At 64.7% G+C, this 17416-nt stretch carries 16 protein-coding genes; 6 read left to right on the forward strand and 10 right to left on the reverse strand.

Features of this window, described 5'->3' with window-relative positions; genetic code table 11:
* Nucleotides 1-87 precede the first annotated feature (87 nt).
* Entirely contained in the window at nucleotides 88-2484 is a 2397-nt protein-coding gene (locus tag BLR25_RS03175) for a caspase family protein (RefSeq protein WP_091933193.1), read from the forward strand.
* Nucleotides 2485-2488: 4 nt separating this feature from the next.
* Here BLR25_RS03175 and BLR25_RS03180 read toward each other — a convergent pair whose 3' ends face one another.
* On the reverse strand, nucleotides 2489-3631 hold the full coding sequence (locus BLR25_RS03180; RefSeq protein ID WP_091933197.1) for a THUMP domain-containing class I SAM-dependent RNA methyltransferase: 1143 nt from the start codon (nucleotides 3629-3631) through the stop codon (nucleotides 2489-2491).
* A gap of 9 nt (nucleotides 3632-3640) precedes the next feature.
* Nucleotides 3641-4522: an NAD-dependent epimerase/dehydratase family protein gene (locus BLR25_RS03185; RefSeq protein ID WP_091933201.1), complete on the reverse strand. Its 882-nt coding sequence runs from the start codon at nucleotides 4520-4522 to the stop codon at nucleotides 3641-3643.
* 58 nt (nucleotides 4523-4580) lie between these two features.
* On the opposite strand from BLR25_RS03185, the gene BLR25_RS03190 reads away from it, so the two are divergent.
* Nucleotides 4581-5633 (forward strand): 2Fe-2S iron-sulfur cluster-binding protein, encoded by a 1053-nt coding sequence (locus BLR25_RS03190; RefSeq protein ID WP_091933206.1) that lies wholly within the window; start codon nucleotides 4581-4583, stop codon nucleotides 5631-5633.
* 5 nt (nucleotides 5634-5638) lie between these two features.
* A complete protein-coding gene (locus tag BLR25_RS03195; protein WP_091933209.1) occupies nucleotides 5639-6817 on the forward strand; it encodes an EAL and HDOD domain-containing protein in 1179 nt (392 codons plus the stop codon).
* Here the strand turns inward: BLR25_RS03195 and BLR25_RS03200 are convergent, their stop codons facing one another.
* Nucleotides 6818-7582 carry a maleate cis-trans isomerase family protein gene (locus tag BLR25_RS03200; protein ID WP_091933212.1) on the reverse strand — a complete coding sequence of 255 codons (765 nt, stop codon included), beginning with the start codon at nucleotides 7580-7582 and terminating at the stop codon, nucleotides 6818-6820.
* 114 nt (nucleotides 7583-7696) lie between these two features.
* Between BLR25_RS03200 and BLR25_RS03205 the strand changes: the two genes are divergently transcribed.
* On the forward strand, nucleotides 7697-8617 hold the full coding sequence (locus tag BLR25_RS03205) for a LysR family transcriptional regulator (protein ID WP_091933216.1): 921 nt from the start codon (nucleotides 7697-7699) through the stop codon (nucleotides 8615-8617).
* 49 nt (nucleotides 8618-8666) lie between these two features.
* Here BLR25_RS03205 and BLR25_RS03210 read toward each other — a convergent pair whose 3' ends face one another.
* The 3 genes from BLR25_RS03210 to ilvD all read right to left on the reverse strand — a co-directional run bounded on the left by BLR25_RS03210 (nucleotide 8667) and on the right by ilvD (nucleotide 11568).
* On the reverse strand, nucleotides 8667-9005 hold the full coding sequence (locus tag BLR25_RS03210) for a c-type cytochrome (protein ID WP_091933219.1): 339 nt from the start codon (nucleotides 9003-9005) through the stop codon (nucleotides 8667-8669).
* A gap of 81 nt (nucleotides 9006-9086) precedes the next feature.
* On the reverse strand, nucleotides 9087-9704 hold the full coding sequence (gene rhtB, locus BLR25_RS03215) for a homoserine/homoserine lactone efflux protein (protein WP_091933222.1): 618 nt from the start codon (nucleotides 9702-9704) through the stop codon (nucleotides 9087-9089).
* A 10-nt stretch (nucleotides 9705-9714) separates the two neighbouring features.
* Nucleotides 9715-11568 carry a dihydroxy-acid dehydratase gene (gene ilvD / locus BLR25_RS03220; protein ID WP_091933240.1) on the reverse strand — a complete coding sequence of 618 codons (1854 nt, stop codon included), beginning with the start codon at nucleotides 11566-11568 and terminating at the stop codon, nucleotides 9715-9717.
* Between the two features lie 89 nt (nucleotides 11569-11657).
* On the opposite strand from ilvD, the gene lgt reads away from it, so the two are divergent.
* Nucleotides 11658-12467, forward strand: a complete 810-nt coding sequence (lgt, locus tag BLR25_RS03225) for a prolipoprotein diacylglyceryl transferase (protein ID WP_091933243.1) — start codon at nucleotides 11658-11660, stop codon at nucleotides 12465-12467.
* Nucleotides 12468-12545: 78 nt separating this feature from the next.
* The gene (mce, locus tag BLR25_RS03230; RefSeq protein ID WP_091933246.1) at nucleotides 12546-12956 is read left to right on the forward strand and encodes a methylmalonyl-CoA epimerase; all 411 of its coding nucleotides are present in this window, start codon (nucleotides 12546-12548) and stop codon (nucleotides 12954-12956) included.
* Between the two features lie 149 nt (nucleotides 12957-13105).
* Here mce and BLR25_RS03235 read toward each other — a convergent pair whose 3' ends face one another.
* Genes BLR25_RS03235 through BLR25_RS03250 form a run of 4 tightly spaced genes read right to left on the reverse strand, consistent with a single transcriptional unit; the run spans nucleotide 13106 to nucleotide 17351 of the window.
* Entirely contained in the window at nucleotides 13106-13537 is a 432-nt protein-coding gene (locus BLR25_RS03235) for an EamA family transporter (protein WP_091933250.1), read from the reverse strand.
* A 47-nt stretch (nucleotides 13538-13584) separates the two neighbouring features.
* Nucleotides 13585-14457: a MurR/RpiR family transcriptional regulator gene (locus BLR25_RS03240; protein ID WP_091933254.1), complete on the reverse strand. Its 873-nt coding sequence runs from the start codon at nucleotides 14455-14457 to the stop codon at nucleotides 13585-13587.
* 35 nt (nucleotides 14458-14492) lie between these two features.
* Nucleotides 14493-16085: an N-acyl-D-amino-acid deacylase family protein gene (locus BLR25_RS03245; protein ID WP_091933258.1), complete on the reverse strand. Its 1593-nt coding sequence runs from the start codon at nucleotides 16083-16085 to the stop codon at nucleotides 14493-14495.
* A gap of 21 nt (nucleotides 16086-16106) precedes the next feature.
* Nucleotides 16107-17351, reverse strand: a complete 1245-nt coding sequence (locus BLR25_RS03250; protein WP_091933691.1) for a Zn-dependent hydrolase — start codon at nucleotides 17349-17351, stop codon at nucleotides 16107-16109.
* Between the last annotated feature and the right edge of the window lie 65 nt (nucleotides 17352-17416).

A 17416-nucleotide genomic window follows, 5' to 3' on the forward strand; every position in this document is an offset into this window, starting at 1 on the left:
CATTTCCCGTCGGCTCGCATATTCTTTATGAATAGGCGGGCCGACTTGCGTTGACCGCGACCCGCACCAAAACGAGGGAGTGCGGTCATGCGTGCGAAAATCGGATGGGGCCTTGCACTGGCGGTATGCGTGCTGGTGGCCGGGTGCATGGAAATGATGGCGGTGACGCCGCAGTTGGGGACACGCTCGGGCGATCGGCAAGTGGCGGTGAAAAGCAAGGTGCTGGCGGTGGCCAGTCTTGCCTACTCTCCCGATGGGCGGCAAATGGCGTCGGCTGGTGTCGCACCGGCGATCCGTGTCTGGGACGTCGCGTCGGCGCGCGGCCAGTCGACGATTCCGCTCGAAGCGCCTTACGGTGTCGTTGGTGTGGTGTTCTCGCGCGACGGCAAGTCGCTGATTGCCACCGGCATGACCGGTTTGTTCGGTGACAGTTTTACGGCACAGTGGGACGTCGAAAACGGCAAGAAGATCCGCGACATTCCCGGACAGTTTCTCAGCCGGCTGTTCATGACGCCAGATGGCCGTTACCTGTTTGGCGCCGAATTCAATATGGGTAACCTCTTTGACGTGCCGTACTTCAACACCAAGCAGGTCGACCTGAGCTCCGGTACGACGATTCGGACCTTCCGCGAATGGCAGATCGCGGCGATGTCGGCGGATGGGCGCCGAATAGCGGTGATGGGACAGGCCCGGAAAGGACTGGCCCTGATCGATGTGCAGACCGGTGCGCAGCTGTGGCAGGTGAGCGACCGTCACGTGAATGGAGTGGCGTTCACTCCCGATGGCCGTTATCTGCTGACCTCGCATTCCGACTACCACGGCACGTTGGGTACCAGCATGACGATTTCGGTAACGCTGCGCGATGCGGCGACCGGCTTTCCCGTCAGGGAACTCCTGCGCTACGACGAACAAAACACCTTCCTTGGATCGGACAAGGACAACGCGCAGATCAAGTTCCTGCTTGCCGCGCCCGACGGGAGCCGCTTCGTCAGCGGCAACAACAAAGGCGATTACCGCATCTGGAATCTTGCCGACGGCCAGCTGATCCATGCGCTCAAGCGGCCGGACGAGAAAATGATTCTCGACATGAGCCCGGCCTTTGCCGAGTTCTCGCCCAACGGGCGCCTGCTGGCGATTACCTCGGCGGCTTCGGTGCGCATCTATAACGCTGACAGCGGCGAGGAAGCTGCCGCGATGATCGCTTTCGATGACGGCGAATGGCTGGTGTCGACGCCGAGCGGTTATTACAACGCGTCGGACAAGGGCGATCAGAATCTCGATGTGTCGGTTGGCGGCCAGCCGTTTTCCATCGCGCAGTTGCGCGAGTCGTTCTACCGGCCCGATCTCGTCAAAGTGGCCCTGTCCGGCGGGGCGCTGAGCGAGTTCAAGCGGGTTGCCGACATCAAGCCGCCGCCATCGGTGGCAATCATCGAAACGCCGGTCGCGACCGATGCGCGCCAGGTGTCGGTTCGCCTGCGCGTCAAGGATCAGGGCGGTGGCATCGGCGATGTGCGTCTGTACCGCAACGGCACGGCGGTGGTGCTCGACCGAAATCGGGCGGTGTCGCCGGAGGCAGGCGCCGAGGGCGTCGTCCTCCCTTATGACATACCGCTCGAGCCCGGCGTCAATGCGATCCGCGCGATCGCCTTCAACGCCGACAACAGCATGCAGAGTACCGATGCGACCATCAGCGTGCAGGCCAATATTGTCGCGCGGCCGCCGTCCATGCATGCCATTGTCATCGGCATCAAGGACTTTGCCAATCCGCGCCTGGCGCTGAAATACACGGTGTCGGATGCGACGCTGTTCGCATCGACGCTGGGCAGCAAGGCCAGGAGTCTTTTCTCGTCGGTGAATGTGCGTACGCTGGTGACGCCGGCCGACACCACCAAGACGGCGATCGTCGAGGCGCTCAAACAGGCGCAGCGCGATGTCGGGCCGGACGACTTGTTCGTCTTCTATGTCGCCAGTCACGGCACCGTCGACGACGGCCAGTATCTCTTGATCACGTCCAATGTCGGGTCGACGGCGTCGGCGCGACTCAAGCAGGACGCGCTGACCCAGGAAACGCTCAAGGAATTGATCTCGAACATCCCGGCGTCGAAGAAACTGATCGTGCTCGACACCTGTAGTGCCGGACAGCTCGGCGACGCTTTACAGGTGGCGATGCTGACGCGCGGCATGAGCGACGACACGGCGATGAAGGTGCTGTCGCGGGCGGTCGGTTCGACGGTGCTGTCGGCGGCGACGTCGGTGCAGGAGGCGCTCGAAGGTTACAAGGGGCAGGGGCTGTTCACCTACGTCATCGTCGAGGGCTTGAACGGCGCGGCCGATACCGACCGCGACGGTTTCGTCAAGACGCTGGAACTCGCCGACTATGTCGATAACATGGTGCCGGAGTTGGCCGAGAAGGTCTTCCAGCACAAGCAATACCCGATCGTGTCACCGACCGGGCAGGGCTTCCCGCTGGTGCGGACGCGTTGATCGGCTATTTCCGGTTGCTGCCGGCGACCATCCTGAATTCGAACAGCCGGCACTCGATGGCGCCGTTGAACAGCGGCGTCTTCTTGCTTGGTGTCAGGCGCATCAGTTTTGGCAGGCGCAGATCGGCGGTGAGCAGGTGGCAGGTCCAGCCGGCGAAGTTGCGTTTCAGGGCGCTGCCAAGTTCGGGATAGAAGGCCGCAAGTTCCTCCTGCTCCGACAGGCGTTCGCCGTAGGGCGGGTTGGCGACCAGGACGCCCGACGCGGCCGGCGCCGCGATCTCGCGGATGTCGCCCGAAGACAGGCTCACCGCAGGCAGCAGGCCGGCGCGGTCGAGGTTGGCAAGCGCGGCACGGACCGACACCGGGGAGATGTCGCTGCCATAAATCTGCATCGGTTTTGCGGGCTTCTCGGCGTCCTGCGCTGCGTCGAGCAGGTTCTTCCAGGTTTCGAGGCGGAAGTTCTTCAGACGCTGGAAGCCAAAGCTGCGACCGCCCGATCCCGGGGCGATGCCGAGCGCCATTTGCGCGGCTTCGACGAGGAAGGTGCCGCTGCCGCACATCGGGTCGAGCAGTGGCGTTCCCGGTTGCCAACCGGTGAGGCGCAGGATGCCGGCGGCAAGATTCTCCTTGAGCGGCGCTTCGACGGTTTTCTGCCGCAGGCCGCGCTGATAGAGCGGTGCGCCGGAGGTGTCGATATAGAGCGTGCAACGCTCGGCGGTGATGAAGGCCTGGACACGGACGTCCGGCGTGCGCGTGTCGACGCTCGGCCGCTGGCCGGAATCGGCACGGAATCGGTCGCAGACGGCGTCCTTGATGCGCAGCGTGATGAATTCGAGGCTTTTCAGCGGGCTCTTGATCGCCGTGACGTCAACGCGGAGCGTCTGGGCGGCGCCGAACCAGCGCGACCAGGGGGTATCGTAGGCCAGCCGGTAGATGTCGTCTTCGCGGGCGTACGGGCCTTCGGCGACACGCCAGAGAATGCGTGTGGCAATCCGCGAGTGCAGGTTGGCGGCATAGCAGCACACCCAGTCGCCGGCGAAATGAACGCCGCCGGGAACGTTGCGGATGTCCTGCGCATTGGCGGCGGCAAGGTCTTCTGCGAGCAGGGTTTCGAGCCCGCGCGGGCAGGTGGCGAAGAAGTGTTCCAAACGAGTGTCCTAGAGAGAGGGGTCGGTCTTGGCGGCGGCAATGCCGTCCGCCACTTGAGGATAGCGCAATTGTGCGCGTAATTCGCGGCGGATGCGGTGGTTGTCGAGTCGCCGCGATTCGCTCATGAACGAGAGTTGTACCGGCGAGAGTGTTTTTTTCGCTTCGTCGCGCGAGATGCGCGGCGGGCGCGGCAAGTCGAAGCTGTCGGCGACGAGGTCGAAATATTCGCCCATGCGCAGCGCCGAGTCGTCGCTGGCGTTGTAGCAGCGGTTGCTGCGGCCGCGCCGGAGGGCAGCGCAGACCAGCCGGGCGAGGTCGTCGGCGTGGATGTGGTTGGTAAACACGTCGTCTTCGGGCGCGAGCGCCGCGACGCCGCGCTGCAGGCGCTCGATCGGCAAGCGGTCCGCAGCGTAGATGCCGGGCGCGCGCAGGATGCTGACACTGACCGACGACTGTCTTCCGAATTGTCGCAGCTGGCGTTCGGCGTCGACGCGCCGTCGCGCGCGGGCGGTGGCCGGTGCCGGCGGCCGCGTCTCGTCGATGCGTGCGCCGTCGCAGTTGCCGTAGATGCCACTGGTGCTAATGTAGATGAGGCGCTGTGGTAGACTTTTTCCGTGTCTCAGTGCCGTGATCAGGTGCCTGGTGCGCGTGTCGCGCGGGCCACGGTCGGGTGGCGGGGCAAAATGCAGCACGATATCGGCGAGGCCGCCGAGCCGTGTCAGGCTCTCGGGCCGGTCGAGATCGCCCTGGATCGTGCGGGCACCCTGGGCGCGCCAGAACGCCGCCTGCGTCGTGTCACGAAGCAGGATGTAGAGGCGGTAGCGGCCGCGCAGATGCTGCGCGGTGCGGCGGGCGACGTCGCCGCCGCCGATGATCAGTAGTTTCTGCAAGTGCGTGTGCCAAGAATTCACGGCGTGATTTTACCGGATGGACTCTCTGGGAGTTTCGATGGTTTTTCGCATCAAGCATGAACCGGGTGGCCAGACCTTCGACGGCGACGAGAATGAGACGATTCTCGGCGCCGCCCTGCGGGCCGGAATCACCTTGCCGTATGGCTGTCGTACCGGACACTGCGGCGCTTGCCGTGGCGGTGTGCTGCAGGGCGAGGTCGATCACGGCGAGACGTCCCCGTTTGTGCTTGGCGAGGCCGAACGCGCGCAGGGGCAGGCCCTGTTCTGCTGCGCGCGGCCGCGCAGCGATCTGCGCATCGAATCGCGTGCGCCGGCCCTGGCAGCCGACCAACCGCCGCGCCTGCTGCCGGCGCGCGTTGAACGGCTCGAACGCGTCGCCCCCGATGTCATGCGCGTCGAACTGAAGCTGCCCGGCAGCGAGGCCTTTTCCTTTAGGCCGGGGCAGTATGTCGATATCCTGCTCAGCGGCGGACGGCGGCGCGCTTTTTCGCTGGCGAGCGCGCCCGGCGGCACGACGCTGGAACTGCATATCCGGCGAATCCGCGGCGGTGAATTCACCGGTCATGTCTTTGACGGACTGAAACTGCGCGATCTCGTCCGCATTCACGGCCCGCATGGCAGTTTCGGCTTGCACGAAGCCTCCGACAAACCGGCGATCTTCGTCGTTCGCGGTACCGGCTTTGCGCCGGTCAAGGCGATCCTCGAAGCCGAACTGGCGCGCGGATTGCGGCGCGACCTGATTCTTTACCGGGGCGGACGGCAGCGTCAGGATCTCTATTTCGACGCACTCGTTCGTGATTGGGCGGCAGCGCATCCGGCATTCCGCTATGAGCCGGTTCTCTCGGCGCCGGCGGAAGCGGATGCGTGGACCGGGCGCACCGGGTCGCTCGACGCGGCGGTGCTGGCCGATTTTCCCGATCTTTCCGGGTGCGAGGTCTATGCCTGCGGCTCTCCGGCGCTGGTGACGGCCGTGCGCGAGCGCTTCCTTGACGCGGGCGGTCTGCCGGCAGCGGCGTTCTTTGCCGATGCCTTTGCATTTTCGGGCGACGTGGTGCGGCCGCGGTCGAGCGTGCCGGTTGAGGCGGAGTAAAGCGTATGACAGACATTTTCCTTTCGCGACAACCGGTATTGAACGGGCAAAGTCGAGCGATCGCCACCCGGCTGACGCTGCACGCCAGCGGTGCCGCGGACGCCCATGCGGCGGCTCAGGCCTTGGCTGGGCTGGTGGACGTCTGGCCGGCCGGCGAGCGGATTTTCTTTATTGATGGCGGTAGCCTTCCGGTCGATGCGGCCTGGCTCGATTGGCCCGTGCCTGCCAATGCGGTGCTCGAACTCGGTTCGGCAACGTTGCTCGGTCCGAAGGGAGGCGAGTTCGTCGCCGCCCTGCAATCGGTTCAGCCGGCGCTGTGCCTGAAGGTCGATGCGCAGGTGGCGACGGCGCTGGCCAGCGGCCTCCAGTATCGTTTTGTCGCGCTTGACGCGCGCCATTTGGCGCCGGCAGGATTGAGCGCGCTGGCCGCGCAACTGCAGCTCCATGGCATCGTCATCGCGCTCAACGTTTTCGATCGCGAGGTTTTCAAGGCTTGCCTCGACGCCGGGATAAACGCCGTCGCCAGCTGGTTTTTCAAGCAGGCTTCGGCACACACGGTGAGGAAACCCCTGAATCCGGGACAGGCGCAGATCGTCCGGGTGCTCAACCTTGTCCGCAAGAATGCTGATGTCAAGGAAGTCGAGGCGGCGCTCAAGCAGGACGTGGCACTGTCCTACAAGCTGCTGCGTTATATCAACTCGGCCGGTTTCGGGCTGTCGTGCGAAATCCAGTCGTTCCGTCACGCGGTGACGATTCTCGGCTATGACAAGCTCAATAAGTGGTTGTCGCTCCTGCTCGTGACCGCCAGCAAGGACCCAATGGCGCCGGCGCTGATGCATGCGGCATTGACGCGGGCGCGGCTGATGGAGAGCCTGGGGCATGGCCTCGTCGATCCGCAGGAGTATGACAACCTGTTCATTACCGGGGCATTCTCGATGCTTGATGTGCTGCTCGGCGTGAGCATGGAGACGGTGCTTGAATCGATGAGCCTGCCCGAGGCGATTTGCGATGCCTTGCTCGGGCAGGGCGGGCTCTATGCGCCTTTTCTCGACCTTGCCTGTATCAGCGAGGGCGAGGACGGCCCGGCGATTGCCGAGCTGGCGGGCCAGCTCGGCTTGTCGGCGGAGTCCTTCAATCGCGCCCAGTTGCAGGCGCTGGCCTTCGCCGACGCGATGGCGCAGTGATCAGCGCACCGCCGGATAGCGTCCGGACAACAGTGCGCCGGCATCGGGCACGACAGTCTTGAGGCCGAGTTTGGCCAGCATCTGGTAGGCCGTACAGACGGCGCTCGAGACGACCGGCAGCCCGCTGGCCGCCTCGATCAGCGGGATGGAAGCGAGCGAAGGCATCTGCACACAGGCCGAGGCGACGATGGCATCGACATTGGCGGTGTTGAGCTTGCGCCAGAGTTCGGCCGGCGCGCGTGGGTCGCGGGCGCCGACTTCCAGATTGTCATGAATTTCGAGCGAGAGGCTGTCGACGACCTCGATGCCTTCGTTCTCGATGTACTCAATGACGAGTTGGGTCAGCGGTTTCATGTACGGGGCCAGGATCGACACTTTCTTGGCGCCGATCACCTTGAGTCCTTCGACGAGTGCGCCTGCGCTCGTCACTACCGGTGCCGGGCCGCCGTTATCGACGGTGCGCTGGTGCAGGCGGGCTTCGGAGACGCGGTGGTAGCCCTTGCCCATGCTCATGATGGCGACGAGGCACGCGTAGCCGAGGACGTCGACGCGCGCGTCGGAGAGTTCGATGGCGCAGCGGTCGGAGTCGCAGTCCATTGCTGCGAGTTCTTCCTTGGTGACCTTTTTCATGCGCATGCGGCTCGAATGGAAGGTGAAGCGCTCAGCCTCGATCGTTTCGCGGGCGCGCAGCATGGCGGGGATTTCGGTTTCCATCGTGGTGTTGGAACTGGGGACGATCTGGCCGATCCGGTAGGTCTGCTTCATGTCGGAACTCCTTTGTTCAGGGGGGGAAGGGATGTCGCTTCACCTTCAGTATGGTGCTTGCTATCCTTCGTGTTATTGAAAATAATTCAAACAAGTTTCGTAAAAAGTTAAGGAATGCCATCCTCCGTCAATCTCAGCCGCTTCGATCTCGTGACGCTGCGGCTCTTCGTCACCGCCGTCGATGGCGGCAGCCTGAGCGCCGGTGCACGCCGTTTCGGCATCAGCGTCGCCGCTGCAAGCAAGCGCATGGCTGATCTCGAGGCGCATGTCGGCATGGCGCTGCTGCTGCGGGGCAAGAAAGGCGTCGTGCCGACCGCCGCGGGCCAGGCGCTGCTCGAGCAGGCGATCCGCGTCATCGCCGAAGTCGAGCGGCTGGCGCTCACCCTCGACGATTACCGCCGCGGCGCCGGCGGCAGCCTGCGCATCTGGGCCAATCCTTCGGCCTTCGCCGGCTTTCTGCCGGCGTTGCTGGCGCGCTTTCTCGTCGGGCATCCGTCGGTCAAGGTCGATCTTGAGGAAACCTTGAGTCAGGAAGCGGTGCGGGCCGTCGTCGCCGGCACGACCGAAGTGGCGATCGTCGGCGAGAACACGCCGCTCGAAGGACTCGCGAGTTTTGTCTGCGATGTGGATGAACTGGTCTTGCTGTTGCCGGCGCAGCATGCCCTTGCACGCCGGACGACGGTGTCATTGCGCGAGGCGGCGGCGCTCGATTTCGTCGGACTTAACCGGTCGACCTCGCTGATGCGGCAGATTGCCGCGCTGGCCGGATCGGTCGGCTGTGCGCTCAAGGTGCGGGTGCAGGTACGCAATTTCGATGCGGTGTGCCGGATGGTCTCGGCCGGCATCGGCGCGGCGATCGTCCCGCGTGCGGCCGGGGCGCCGCATGTGCGCTCGATGGGGTTGGCGCTGGTGCAACTCGACGGCATTCCGGTGTCGCGTCGTTTGCTGTTGGCAACGCGCGATCCGGCGAGCTTGTCGCCGGCGGCGCGTGCTTTTGTCGAATTGGCCCGGCAGCGGCTGTCAGAGGGAGCCTGAACCCGTTATGCCGGGACGGGGGCGGCCATCGGCCTCGCCCCCGGGATGCTTACTTGAGCGTGAGAATCCACTTGGCCAGTTTGGCCGCTTCGTCGGGTTTGACGCCAGCGTTGGGCGGCATGAACGGCAGCGTGGCGTTGCCGGCTTTCTGCCAGCCGACGCCGGTCGGGGCGGGCGTACCCTTGACGATGGTGCCGGCGATCGTCGCTTCGGCGTCTTTCTGGCCGGCATATTTCTTCGCGACTTCCTTGTACATCGGGCCGATCAGTTTCTTGTCGACAGTGTGGCAGGCGAGGCAGCCTTTGGCCTTGGCCAGCGCTTCGTCGGCCTGGGCCGCTGTTCCGAGGAGAAGGCCGGCGACGGCGAGCGAGACGGACAGCAATTTCATGGTGAACTCCTTGTGAGTGGAATGAGGGATGCTGGAATCATTGGGCGCCGGCTCAGACCGCATTTCCGGCAAAGCGTTCGATTATTGGCCCCCGGAGGTCGCGAGCAGCGCGCCGGCGCCGACGAAAATGCCGCCGAAGATCCGGTTCTGCGCTTTCATCAGGCGCGGGTTGCGCAGCCAGCCGCGCGCCCGCGAGGCCAGCAATGCGTAGCCCGACATGACGATCGAGTCGATGCCGCACATGGTCAGGACGATGATGACGAACTGCGGCCACTGCGGTTTGGCCGGGTCGATGAAATGCGGCACCAGCGCGGCGATGAAGACGATGGCCTTCGGGTTGGTTAGGTTGACCAGAAGGCCTTCGACGAACAGGCCGCCCGGCCGTATGGACGCTGCGCCAGCGTCGAAAGCTTCGGCCGGCGCGCGCCATTTCTGGAAGCCGAGCCAGACGAGATAGACCGCGCCGACGTAGCGGATGACGTCAAAGGCATACGCCGAGGCGGTCAGCAGCGCGCCGAGGCCGAGGGCGACGACGGTCACCTGGATCGTCAGCGCGCACTGCAGGCCGGCGATGACGCGCACGGCACCGCCATAGCCGAAGCGCAGACCGGCGCTCATCGACGCCGCCGCGCCCGGACCGGGCGAGACGGCGATCAGGATCGACGCGACGAGGAAACCAAGCCAGACCGAAAGAGCCATCGCGTCGCCTTTAGCGACGCTTGAGCTGGCCGAGGTCGCGCACGGCGCCGCGCGAGGCCGAGGCCGCCATCAGCCCGTAGGCCTGCAGCGCCTTGGAGACGACGCGTTTGCGGCTGACCGGCTTCCATGCCTTGTCGCCCTTGGCTTCCATGGCGGCACGACGGCGCTGGAGTTCTTCGTCGGAGACAGCGAGGCGAACGCTGCGCTTCGGGATGTCGATTTCGAGCGTGTCGCCGTCCTCGACGAGGCCGATGGCGCCGCCTTCCGCCGCTTCCGGCGAGACGTGGCCGATCGACAGGCCCGACGAGCCACCGGAGAAGCGTCCGTCGGTGATCAGCGCGCACTGCTTGCCGAGATGGCGGGACTTGAGGTACGAGGTCGGGTAGAGCATTTCCTGGCAGCCCGGACCGCCCTTCGGTCCTTCGTAGCGGATCAGGACGACGTCGCCGGCCTTGATCTGGTCGCCGAGGATAGCGTTGACCGCGTCTTCCTGGCTTTCGAAAACGCGCACCTTGCCGGTGAAGGTCAGGATGCTGGCATCGACGCCGGCGGTCTTGACGATGCAGCCTTCCTCGGCGATGTTGCCGAAGAGCACGGCGAGGCCGCCGTCCTGGCTATAGGCGTTGGCGCGGTCGCGGATGCAGCCGTGCGTGCGGTCGAGGTCGAGTTCCGGGTAGCGCTTGGCCTGCGAGAAGGCTTCGCCGCTCGGGACGTTGCCCGGCGCGGCGAGATACAGCGTGTGCACGTCGATGTCGTGGGTGCGCATGACATCCCAGATGTCGATGGCTTCGCCGATCGTCTTGGTGTGGATGGTAGCGGTGTGGCGATGGATGAGGCCGATGCGGTCGAGTTCGCCGAGGATGCCGAAGATACCGCCGGCACGGTGGCAGTCCTCGATGTGGAACTGTTCGGTCGAGGGCGCCAGCTTGCACAGGTGCGGCACCTTGCGCGAGATGCGGTCGATGTCGTTCATGGTGAAATCGACTTCGGCTTCCTGGGCGATGGCCAGCAGGTGCAGCACGGTGTTGGTCGAGCCGCCCATGGCGACGTCGAGCGACATGGCGTTTTCGAAGGCGTCGAAGCTGGCGATGCTGCGCGGCAGCACCGAGGCGTCGTCCTGCTCGTAGTAACGACGGCAGAGTTCGACGATCTGGCGGCCGGCCTTGAGGAAGAGTTCCTTGCGGTCGGCGTGCGTGGCCAGCACTGTGCCGTTGCCGGGGAAGGCGAGGCCGAGGGCTTCGGCCAGGCAGTTCATCGAATTGGCGGTGAACATGCCCGAGCAGGAGCCGCAGGTCGGGCAGGCCGAGCGTTCGATGTTGGCGACGTCCTCGTCGGACATGGTCTTGTCGGCTGCCTTGATCATCGCGTCGATGAGGTCGGTGCGCACGATCTTGCCGCCGACCTGGACCTTGCCGGCTTCCATCGGACCGCCGGAGACGAAGATCGTCGGGATGTTGAGGCGCATCGAGGCCATCAGCATTCCCGGGGTGATCTTGTCGCAGTTCGAGATGCAGATCATTGCGTCGGCGCAGTGGCCGTTGACCATGTATTCGATCGAGTCGGCGATGAGCTCGCGCGAGGGCAGCGAGTAGAGCATGCCGTCATGGCCCATGGCGATGCCGTCGTCGATGGCGATCGTGTCGAATTCCTTGGCGACGCCGCCGGCGGCCTCGACCTCGCGCGCGACCATCTGGCCGAGGTCCTTGAGGTGCATGTGGCCCGGGACGAACTGGGTGAAGGAGTTGACGATGGCGATGATGGGTTTCCCGAAATCTCCATCCTTCATGCCGGTCGCGCGCCACAGCGAGCGGGCGCCGGCCATGTTGCGGCCATGGGTGGAGGTGCGGGAACGATAGGCAGGCATGGGACTCTCCAGGTAACGATGACAGGTGATACGAGACGGTATAATCGACGATTCTAGCCCAAAAGCGGTTGTCATGAAGCGGTGAGCGCATGTTGATCCATCCCCAGTTCAATCCCGTCGCGGTGCAGCTCGGACCGGTGGCGATCCATTGGTACGGGCTGATGTACCTGGCGGCTTTCCTGCAGTTCATCGCGCTCGGGCGGGTGCGCATTCACCGGCAATTGGGGCCGGCCGGGTGGACGGCGACGCATCTCGACGACCTGCTCTTCTATGGCGTGCTCGGCGTCGTCCTCGGCGGCCGCCTCGGCGAGGTGCTGTTTTACGCGCCCGGCTACTATTTCTCGCATCCGTTTGAGATCTTCGCCGTCTGGAAAGGCGGCATGTCCTTCCACGGCGGTTTTCTTGGTGTGCTCGTCGCGATGACGCTCTACGCGCGCAAGACCGGGCAGCGTTGGTTCGACATTACCGATTTCATCGCACCGCTGGTGCCGCTTGGCCTCGCCGCCGGGCGACTCGGCAATTTCATCAACGGTGAACTGTGGGGGCGCGTCTGCGATCCTTCGCTGCCCTGGGCGATGGTCTTCCCGCAGTCCGGCAGTTTGGCGCCGCGTCATCCGTCGCAGCTGTATCAGGCCGGGCTGGAGGGGGTGCTGCTCTTTGTTTTGCTCTGGATTTACGCCGGCAAGGCGCGTCCGCGCGCGGCGGTCTCGGGCGCCTTCCTGCTCGGTTATGGCGTCTTCCGCTTCGTCGCCGAGTATTTCCGCTCGCCCGACGACGGCATCTTCGGCCTTTCCGAGGTCGTCAGCATGGGACAGTGGTTGTCCTTGCCGATGGTTGTCCTCGGCATCGTGCTCCTGATCCGCGCAAATCGATCGCTTTCTGCGGAAGTCCGAAATTGATTGTTTTTGAAAAACCGGTTTATAGTGGTTTTCTAGACTTTTCCCGTTTTACCATCACCCTTTCATAAGGATATCGAAATGAATCTGACGCACATTGAGCACATCGGCATTGCCGTCAAGAGCCTCGACGACGCCATCCCGTTCTGGGAAAAGCAACTCGGCATGAAGTGCTACTCGATCGAAGAAGTGAAGGAACAGAAGGTTCGCACCGCCTTCTTCAAGATCGGTCAGTCGAAGATCGAACTGCTCGAGTCGACCGATCCGGAAGGCCCGATCGGCAAGTTCATCGAGAAGAAGGGTGAGGGCGTCCAGCACATCGCGTTCGCCGTCGAAGGTCTCCAGTCGAACCTCGACGAACTCGCCGGTAACGGCGTTCAGCTGATCGACAAGGCCCCGCGCAAGGGCGCCGAAGGCCTGAACATCGCCTTCCTGCATCCGAAGTCCACAGCCGGCGTGCTGATGGAACTCTGCGAAGATCCGAACAAGTAATACAACGACCAGAGCAGGCCGTTCCCGGTCGGCGCCTTAGGCGCGTGTCGGGAAGGCCTTTGGAAGTACCAGGGAGTTGCCCGCGAGGGGAACTCCCTCTTTTTTGCTTAGGGGGTGTTCACAATCAAGCGCTTGATTGTGAACACCCCCTAGCGTTTGAGCGCGAGGACGAGGACGCCGCCGGCGACCATGGCGATGCCGGTCCAGTCCTTGACCGACGGGCGTTCACCGAGAAAGACAACGGCGAAGAGGGCGACCAGCACGAGGCTCAGCTTGTCGATCGGGGCGACTTTCGACGCTTCGCCGATCTGCAGCGCGCGGAAATAGCAGACCCAGGACGCGCCGGTGGCGAGCCCGGAGAGCGTGAGAAACAGCCAGGTCTTGCCCGGCAGCGCGAAGGGGTTGCTCCATTTGCCGGCGAACCAGACGAAGGCCGAGAGCACGACGATGATGATGCCGGTGCGGACCAGCGTGGCGAGGTCCGAGTCGACGCCCTGGATGCCGATCTTGGCGAAAATCGCGGTCAGCGCGGCGAAGACGGCGGACAGTAGTGCCCAGTAAACCCAGCTGCCGTTGGTCATGTTTTGCACTCCTTTCCGGTCGTTAAAAAGGATTGCGGCGCTGCCCCTTACAGTTCGCTGAAGGCGCTGTGCAGGCGCTCGGCCTGGAGCAGCCGGTGCTTGTTGGCGATCTCGGGGCGCAGGGCCAGCGTCGACACGAGCAGGTTGAGCACGCTCATCGCCGCCGCATAGGAATCGAATTGCGCCGAACCGCGCGTTTCGCAGACGATGCGCCAGTCGCCGGGCACTTCATTGGCCGGCGTCGCCGCGTCGGTCAGGATCAGCGCCGGCATCCCGATCTGTCGCGCGTGCTGGACGATCTGGTCGACGACCGGGACACGGCGCCGGAAGGCCAGGACGATGATCATGTCCTCGGCCGTGAAGCCGGCGAGGTCCTCGCCGACTGTCTGGCCGGCTTGCGGCAGCAGCGTGACGGCGTCCTTGAGCAGGACCAGTTGACGGACCAGATACTGGGCCAGCGCATGGCTGTTGCGATAGCCGATGACTGCCACACGGCGCGCCTTGACGATGGCGTCGATGGCGCGCTCGACCGTTTTCGGGTTGAGCCGCTCGAAGGTTCGCGTCAGGTTGTCGAGATCGCTCTGCAGGTGTTTGGCGAAGGCGTCCCCGGAGACGCTCGACAGGTCGGGCGCATATTGAAATGCCGGGGCGCCCCAGCATTGCGCTTCACGCGCTTCGCGCCGGGCTTCGGCAAAGCTCTTGTAACCGACACGCTGGATGAAACGGGTGACGGCCGCTTTTGAGCTGCCGGCGAGGGCCGCGAGTTCGGTCGCCGAGTGCGTGGCGAGCAGCACCTGGCGCGAAGAAAGGAGTTCCGCCAGCTTGCGCTCGGAGTCGGGCAGCGTCTCGGTGAGCGCTCCGATGCGCTCGTCGATCAGCGTGAATTCCTTCTTGTTCTTGGCCGGGCCGGTCTTTTTCATAGCCTTCGATTATACCGGCTCTGTTGTGAGGGCGTTCAATAGTCCTTACGCAGCACCCGTCCGCTGCGGGCGCCGGTCTCGGCGCCACCGACGAAGGCGAAGGCGCCGTTGACTATCACCGCGTCGATGCCGTCCGGATATTGATTGGGTTCGATGAAGGTACCCTTGTCGATGACCGTCGCCGGGTTGAGCATGACGATGTCGGCGGCATAGCCGGGGCGGAGCAGGCCGCGGTCGGGCAAGCCAAGCACGGCGGCCGGTTTGCCGGTCATCTTGTGGATCGCCGCTTCCCAGGAGAGGCGCTTTTCCTCGCGCACGTACTTGCCGAGCACGCGCGGGAAGGCGCCGAAGACGCGCGGATGCGGCTTGCCGCGGCCCATCAGCCCGTCGGTACAGACGTTCTGCTCGGCACGGCAGAGGAACTTGATGACATGCTCCTCGGTGCCGTAGAAATCGACCATGCCCACGGCATTGTCCTCCTGATGGAGCAGGTCGAAGGTGGCGTTGTACGGGTCCTTGCCGCGCAGTTCGCCAAGCTGGACGAGGTTGAGGCCGACGGCGTCGGCATTGCGCTCGGTCTTGACGCTGGTGACGAAGATCTGGTCGAGGCCGGCGAAGTCGATGAAGTTATCCCAGCCGGGGATGCCGCGCTCGATGTCGGCGATCATCTGCGTGCGCGCGGCGGGATCGGCGAGGCGTTCGAGCAGTTTGTCGGTGCCGCCCGCATGCACCCAGGGCGGCAGGATGACGCCGAGCATGGTGCTGCCGGCGACGTAGGGATACTGATCGTAGGAGATCTTCATGCCTTCCTGCTGGGCGCGTTCCAGCATGTCGAGCATCGGGTCGATCAGCCCCCAGTTCTTCTTGCCGCAGACTTTCATGTGCGAGATGTGCAGGTGCACGCCCGAGGCCCGCGTGATGTCGATGAGTTCCTGCGTCGAGGCGAGGATGTCGTCGGCCTCGCTGCGCTGATGCACGACGAAGATGCCGCCGCGCCGCGCGGTGACCTTGCACAGCTCGACAAGCTCGTGCGTGTCGCCGAAGGCGCAGGGCATGTAGATGAGGCCGGTGGAGAAGCCGTAGGCGCCGGCGGCCAGTTCGCGGTCGAGGATCTCGCACATGCGGGCCACTTCCTCACGGCTGGCGGCGCGGCCGTCGAGTCCCATCGCTTCCATGCGCACGTTGCCGTGCGGCACGAGATAGCTGAGGTTGGTCGCCGGACGATGCGCGGCGAGCAGCGCGAGGTAGCCGTCGGTGTCGCGGAATTTCCAGTCGATCAGGTCGGTGTCGCCGTCGAGGCCGGCGATGTTCTTGCGCCAGGGCGTGATGTACTGCTCTGGCAGCGGTGCCAGCGCGACGCCGTCCTGTCCGAGCAGTTCGGTGGTGATGCCTTGCCGGATCTTGGCGGAGAGCGCCGGGTCGATGATCGCGGCGAGGTCCGAGTGGGTGTGGGTGTCGATGAAGCCGGGGCAGACGATGCGATCGCGGGCATCGATGACCTGCGTGCCGGGCTCGGCATCAAGGCGCCCGATGGCGGCGATCGTGCCATCGACGACGAGCAGGTCGGCGGTGACGGCGGCGGCGCCGCTGCCGTCAATGATCTGGCCATCCTTGAAGAGGGTTTTCACGGTGTTCTTTCGTGGCGTCGGTCAGGCGTCGGCACCGGCCAGTTCGCACAGAACCGACAGCAGGACATTGGCGCCGGCTTCGAGTTGATCGGGGGGAGTGAACTCCCGGACGTTGTGGCTGATGCCCTCGACACTCGGGACGAAAATCATCGCCGCCGGGCAGACCGCCGCCAGAATCTGCGCGTCGTGTCCGGCGCCGCTCGGCAATCGGCGCGTCGAGCGTCCTTGCGCCTTCGCGTGGCGTTCGATCAGCGCCGTCATCTCCGGTGCGAAGGGGACCGGTTCGAAGCGCGCCAACCGGCGCGTCGTGATCGTCACCTTTTCCTGTGCGCGCAACGCGTCGAGATGGGCGTGCAGGCGGGCTTCGGCCTGTTGCAGCGTCGTCTCGTCGGTGTTGCGCAGGTCGACGGTGAGGACGGCGCGTTCAGGCACGACGTTGATCAGGTTCGGGAAAAATTCGATCCGCCCGACTGTGGCGACCTGGCTGCCGCCGAGCTCGCGCGCCAGTTCGCGGACGAAGGCAATGATAGAACCGGCAGCCCAGCCGGGGTCGCAGCGCAGCGACATCGGCGTCGTGCCGGCGTGATTGGAGACGCCGCCGATCTCGATCTCGGTCCAGGAAATGCCCTGGACCGATTCGACGACGCCGATCTCCACGCTTTCGTGGTCGAGCACCGGGCCCTGTTCGATATGCAGTTCGACATAGGCGCGCGGCGCCGGGTGCGGCACCGGCGTGTCGCCGGCATAACCGATGCGGGCGAGTTCGTCGCCGACACGGGCGCCGTCGATGCCGACGGTATCGAGCGCGGTGGCGAGCGGCAGTTCGCCGGTGAAAACGAGGCTGCCCATCATATCCGGGGCGAAGCGCGAGCCTTCTTCGTTGGTGAAGAAGGCGACGGCGAGCGGGTGTTCGGTCTCGACGCCGGCATCGTTGAGCGCGGCGACGACTTCGAGCCCGGCCAGTACGCCGAGATTGCCGTCATAGCGGCCACCGGTGCGGACGGTGTCGATGTGTGATCCGGCCATGACCGGCGGGCCGGGACGGCGGCCGGCGCGAATGCCGACGGCGTTGCCGATGGCGTCGATGCTGACGGAGAGACCCAGTTCGCGCATCCAGCCGCAGACGAGGTCGCGTCCGGCCTTGTCTGCGTCGGTCAGGGCGAGGCGGGCGCAACCGCCGCCATCGATGGCGCCGATGGCGCCGAGGTCGTTGAGCCGACGGAGTAGGCGCTCACCGTCGATCCGGGGTGTCTTGGCAGTGGTCATGGCAGTGGTTCGTGCGTGTTCGGTTGACGGTCGGTGACCGATGCGGTCCCGATGCGGGATATCGG

Origin of the sequence: Propionivibrio dicarboxylicus (genome assembly GCF_900099695.1) — a bacterium.
Classification (GTDB): Bacteria; Pseudomonadota; Gammaproteobacteria; order Burkholderiales; family Rhodocyclaceae; genus Propionivibrio; species Propionivibrio dicarboxylicus.

Excerpts from the sequence above, each read along its gene's own strand:
- BLR25_RS03235 (WP_091933250.1), bottom strand. The coding sequence starts at position 13,537 with ATGACCAACGGCAGCTGGGTTTACTGGGCACTACTGTCCGCCGTCTTC.
- mce (WP_091933246.1), top strand. The coding sequence starts at position 12,546 with ATGAATCTGACGCACATTGAGCACATCGGCATTGCCGTCAAGAGCCTC.
- BLR25_RS03250 (WP_091933691.1), bottom strand. The coding sequence starts at position 17,351 with ATGACCACTGCCAAGACACCCCGGATCGACGGTGAGCGCCTACTCCGT.
- BLR25_RS03175 (WP_091933193.1), top strand. The coding sequence starts at position 88 with ATGCGTGCGAAAATCGGATGGGGCCTTGCACTGGCGGTATGCGTGCTG.
- BLR25_RS03195 (WP_091933209.1), top strand. The coding sequence starts at position 5,639 with ATGACAGACATTTTCCTTTCGCGACAACCGGTATTGAACGGGCAAAGT.
- lgt (WP_091933243.1), top strand. The coding sequence starts at position 11,658 with ATGTTGATCCATCCCCAGTTCAATCCCGTCGCGGTGCAGCTCGGACCG.
- BLR25_RS03210 (WP_091933219.1), bottom strand. The coding sequence starts at position 9,005 with ATGAAATTGCTGTCCGTCTCGCTCGCCGTCGCCGGCCTTCTCCTCGGA.
- BLR25_RS03240 (WP_091933254.1), bottom strand. The coding sequence starts at position 14,457 with ATGAAAAAGACCGGCCCGGCCAAGAACAAGAAGGAATTCACGCTGATC.
- ilvD (WP_091933240.1), bottom strand. The coding sequence starts at position 11,568 with ATGCCTGCCTATCGTTCCCGCACCTCCACCCATGGCCGCAACATGGCC.
- BLR25_RS03190 (WP_091933206.1), top strand. The coding sequence starts at position 4,581 with ATGGTTTTTCGCATCAAGCATGAACCGGGTGGCCAGACCTTCGACGGC.
- BLR25_RS03200 (WP_091933212.1), bottom strand. The coding sequence starts at position 7,582 with ATGAAGCAGACCTACCGGATCGGCCAGATCGTCCCCAGTTCCAACACC.
- BLR25_RS03205 (WP_091933216.1), top strand. The coding sequence starts at position 7,697 with ATGCCATCCTCCGTCAATCTCAGCCGCTTCGATCTCGTGACGCTGCGG.
- rhtB (WP_091933222.1), bottom strand. The coding sequence starts at position 9,704 with ATGGCTCTTTCGGTCTGGCTTGGTTTCCTCGTCGCGTCGATCCTGATC.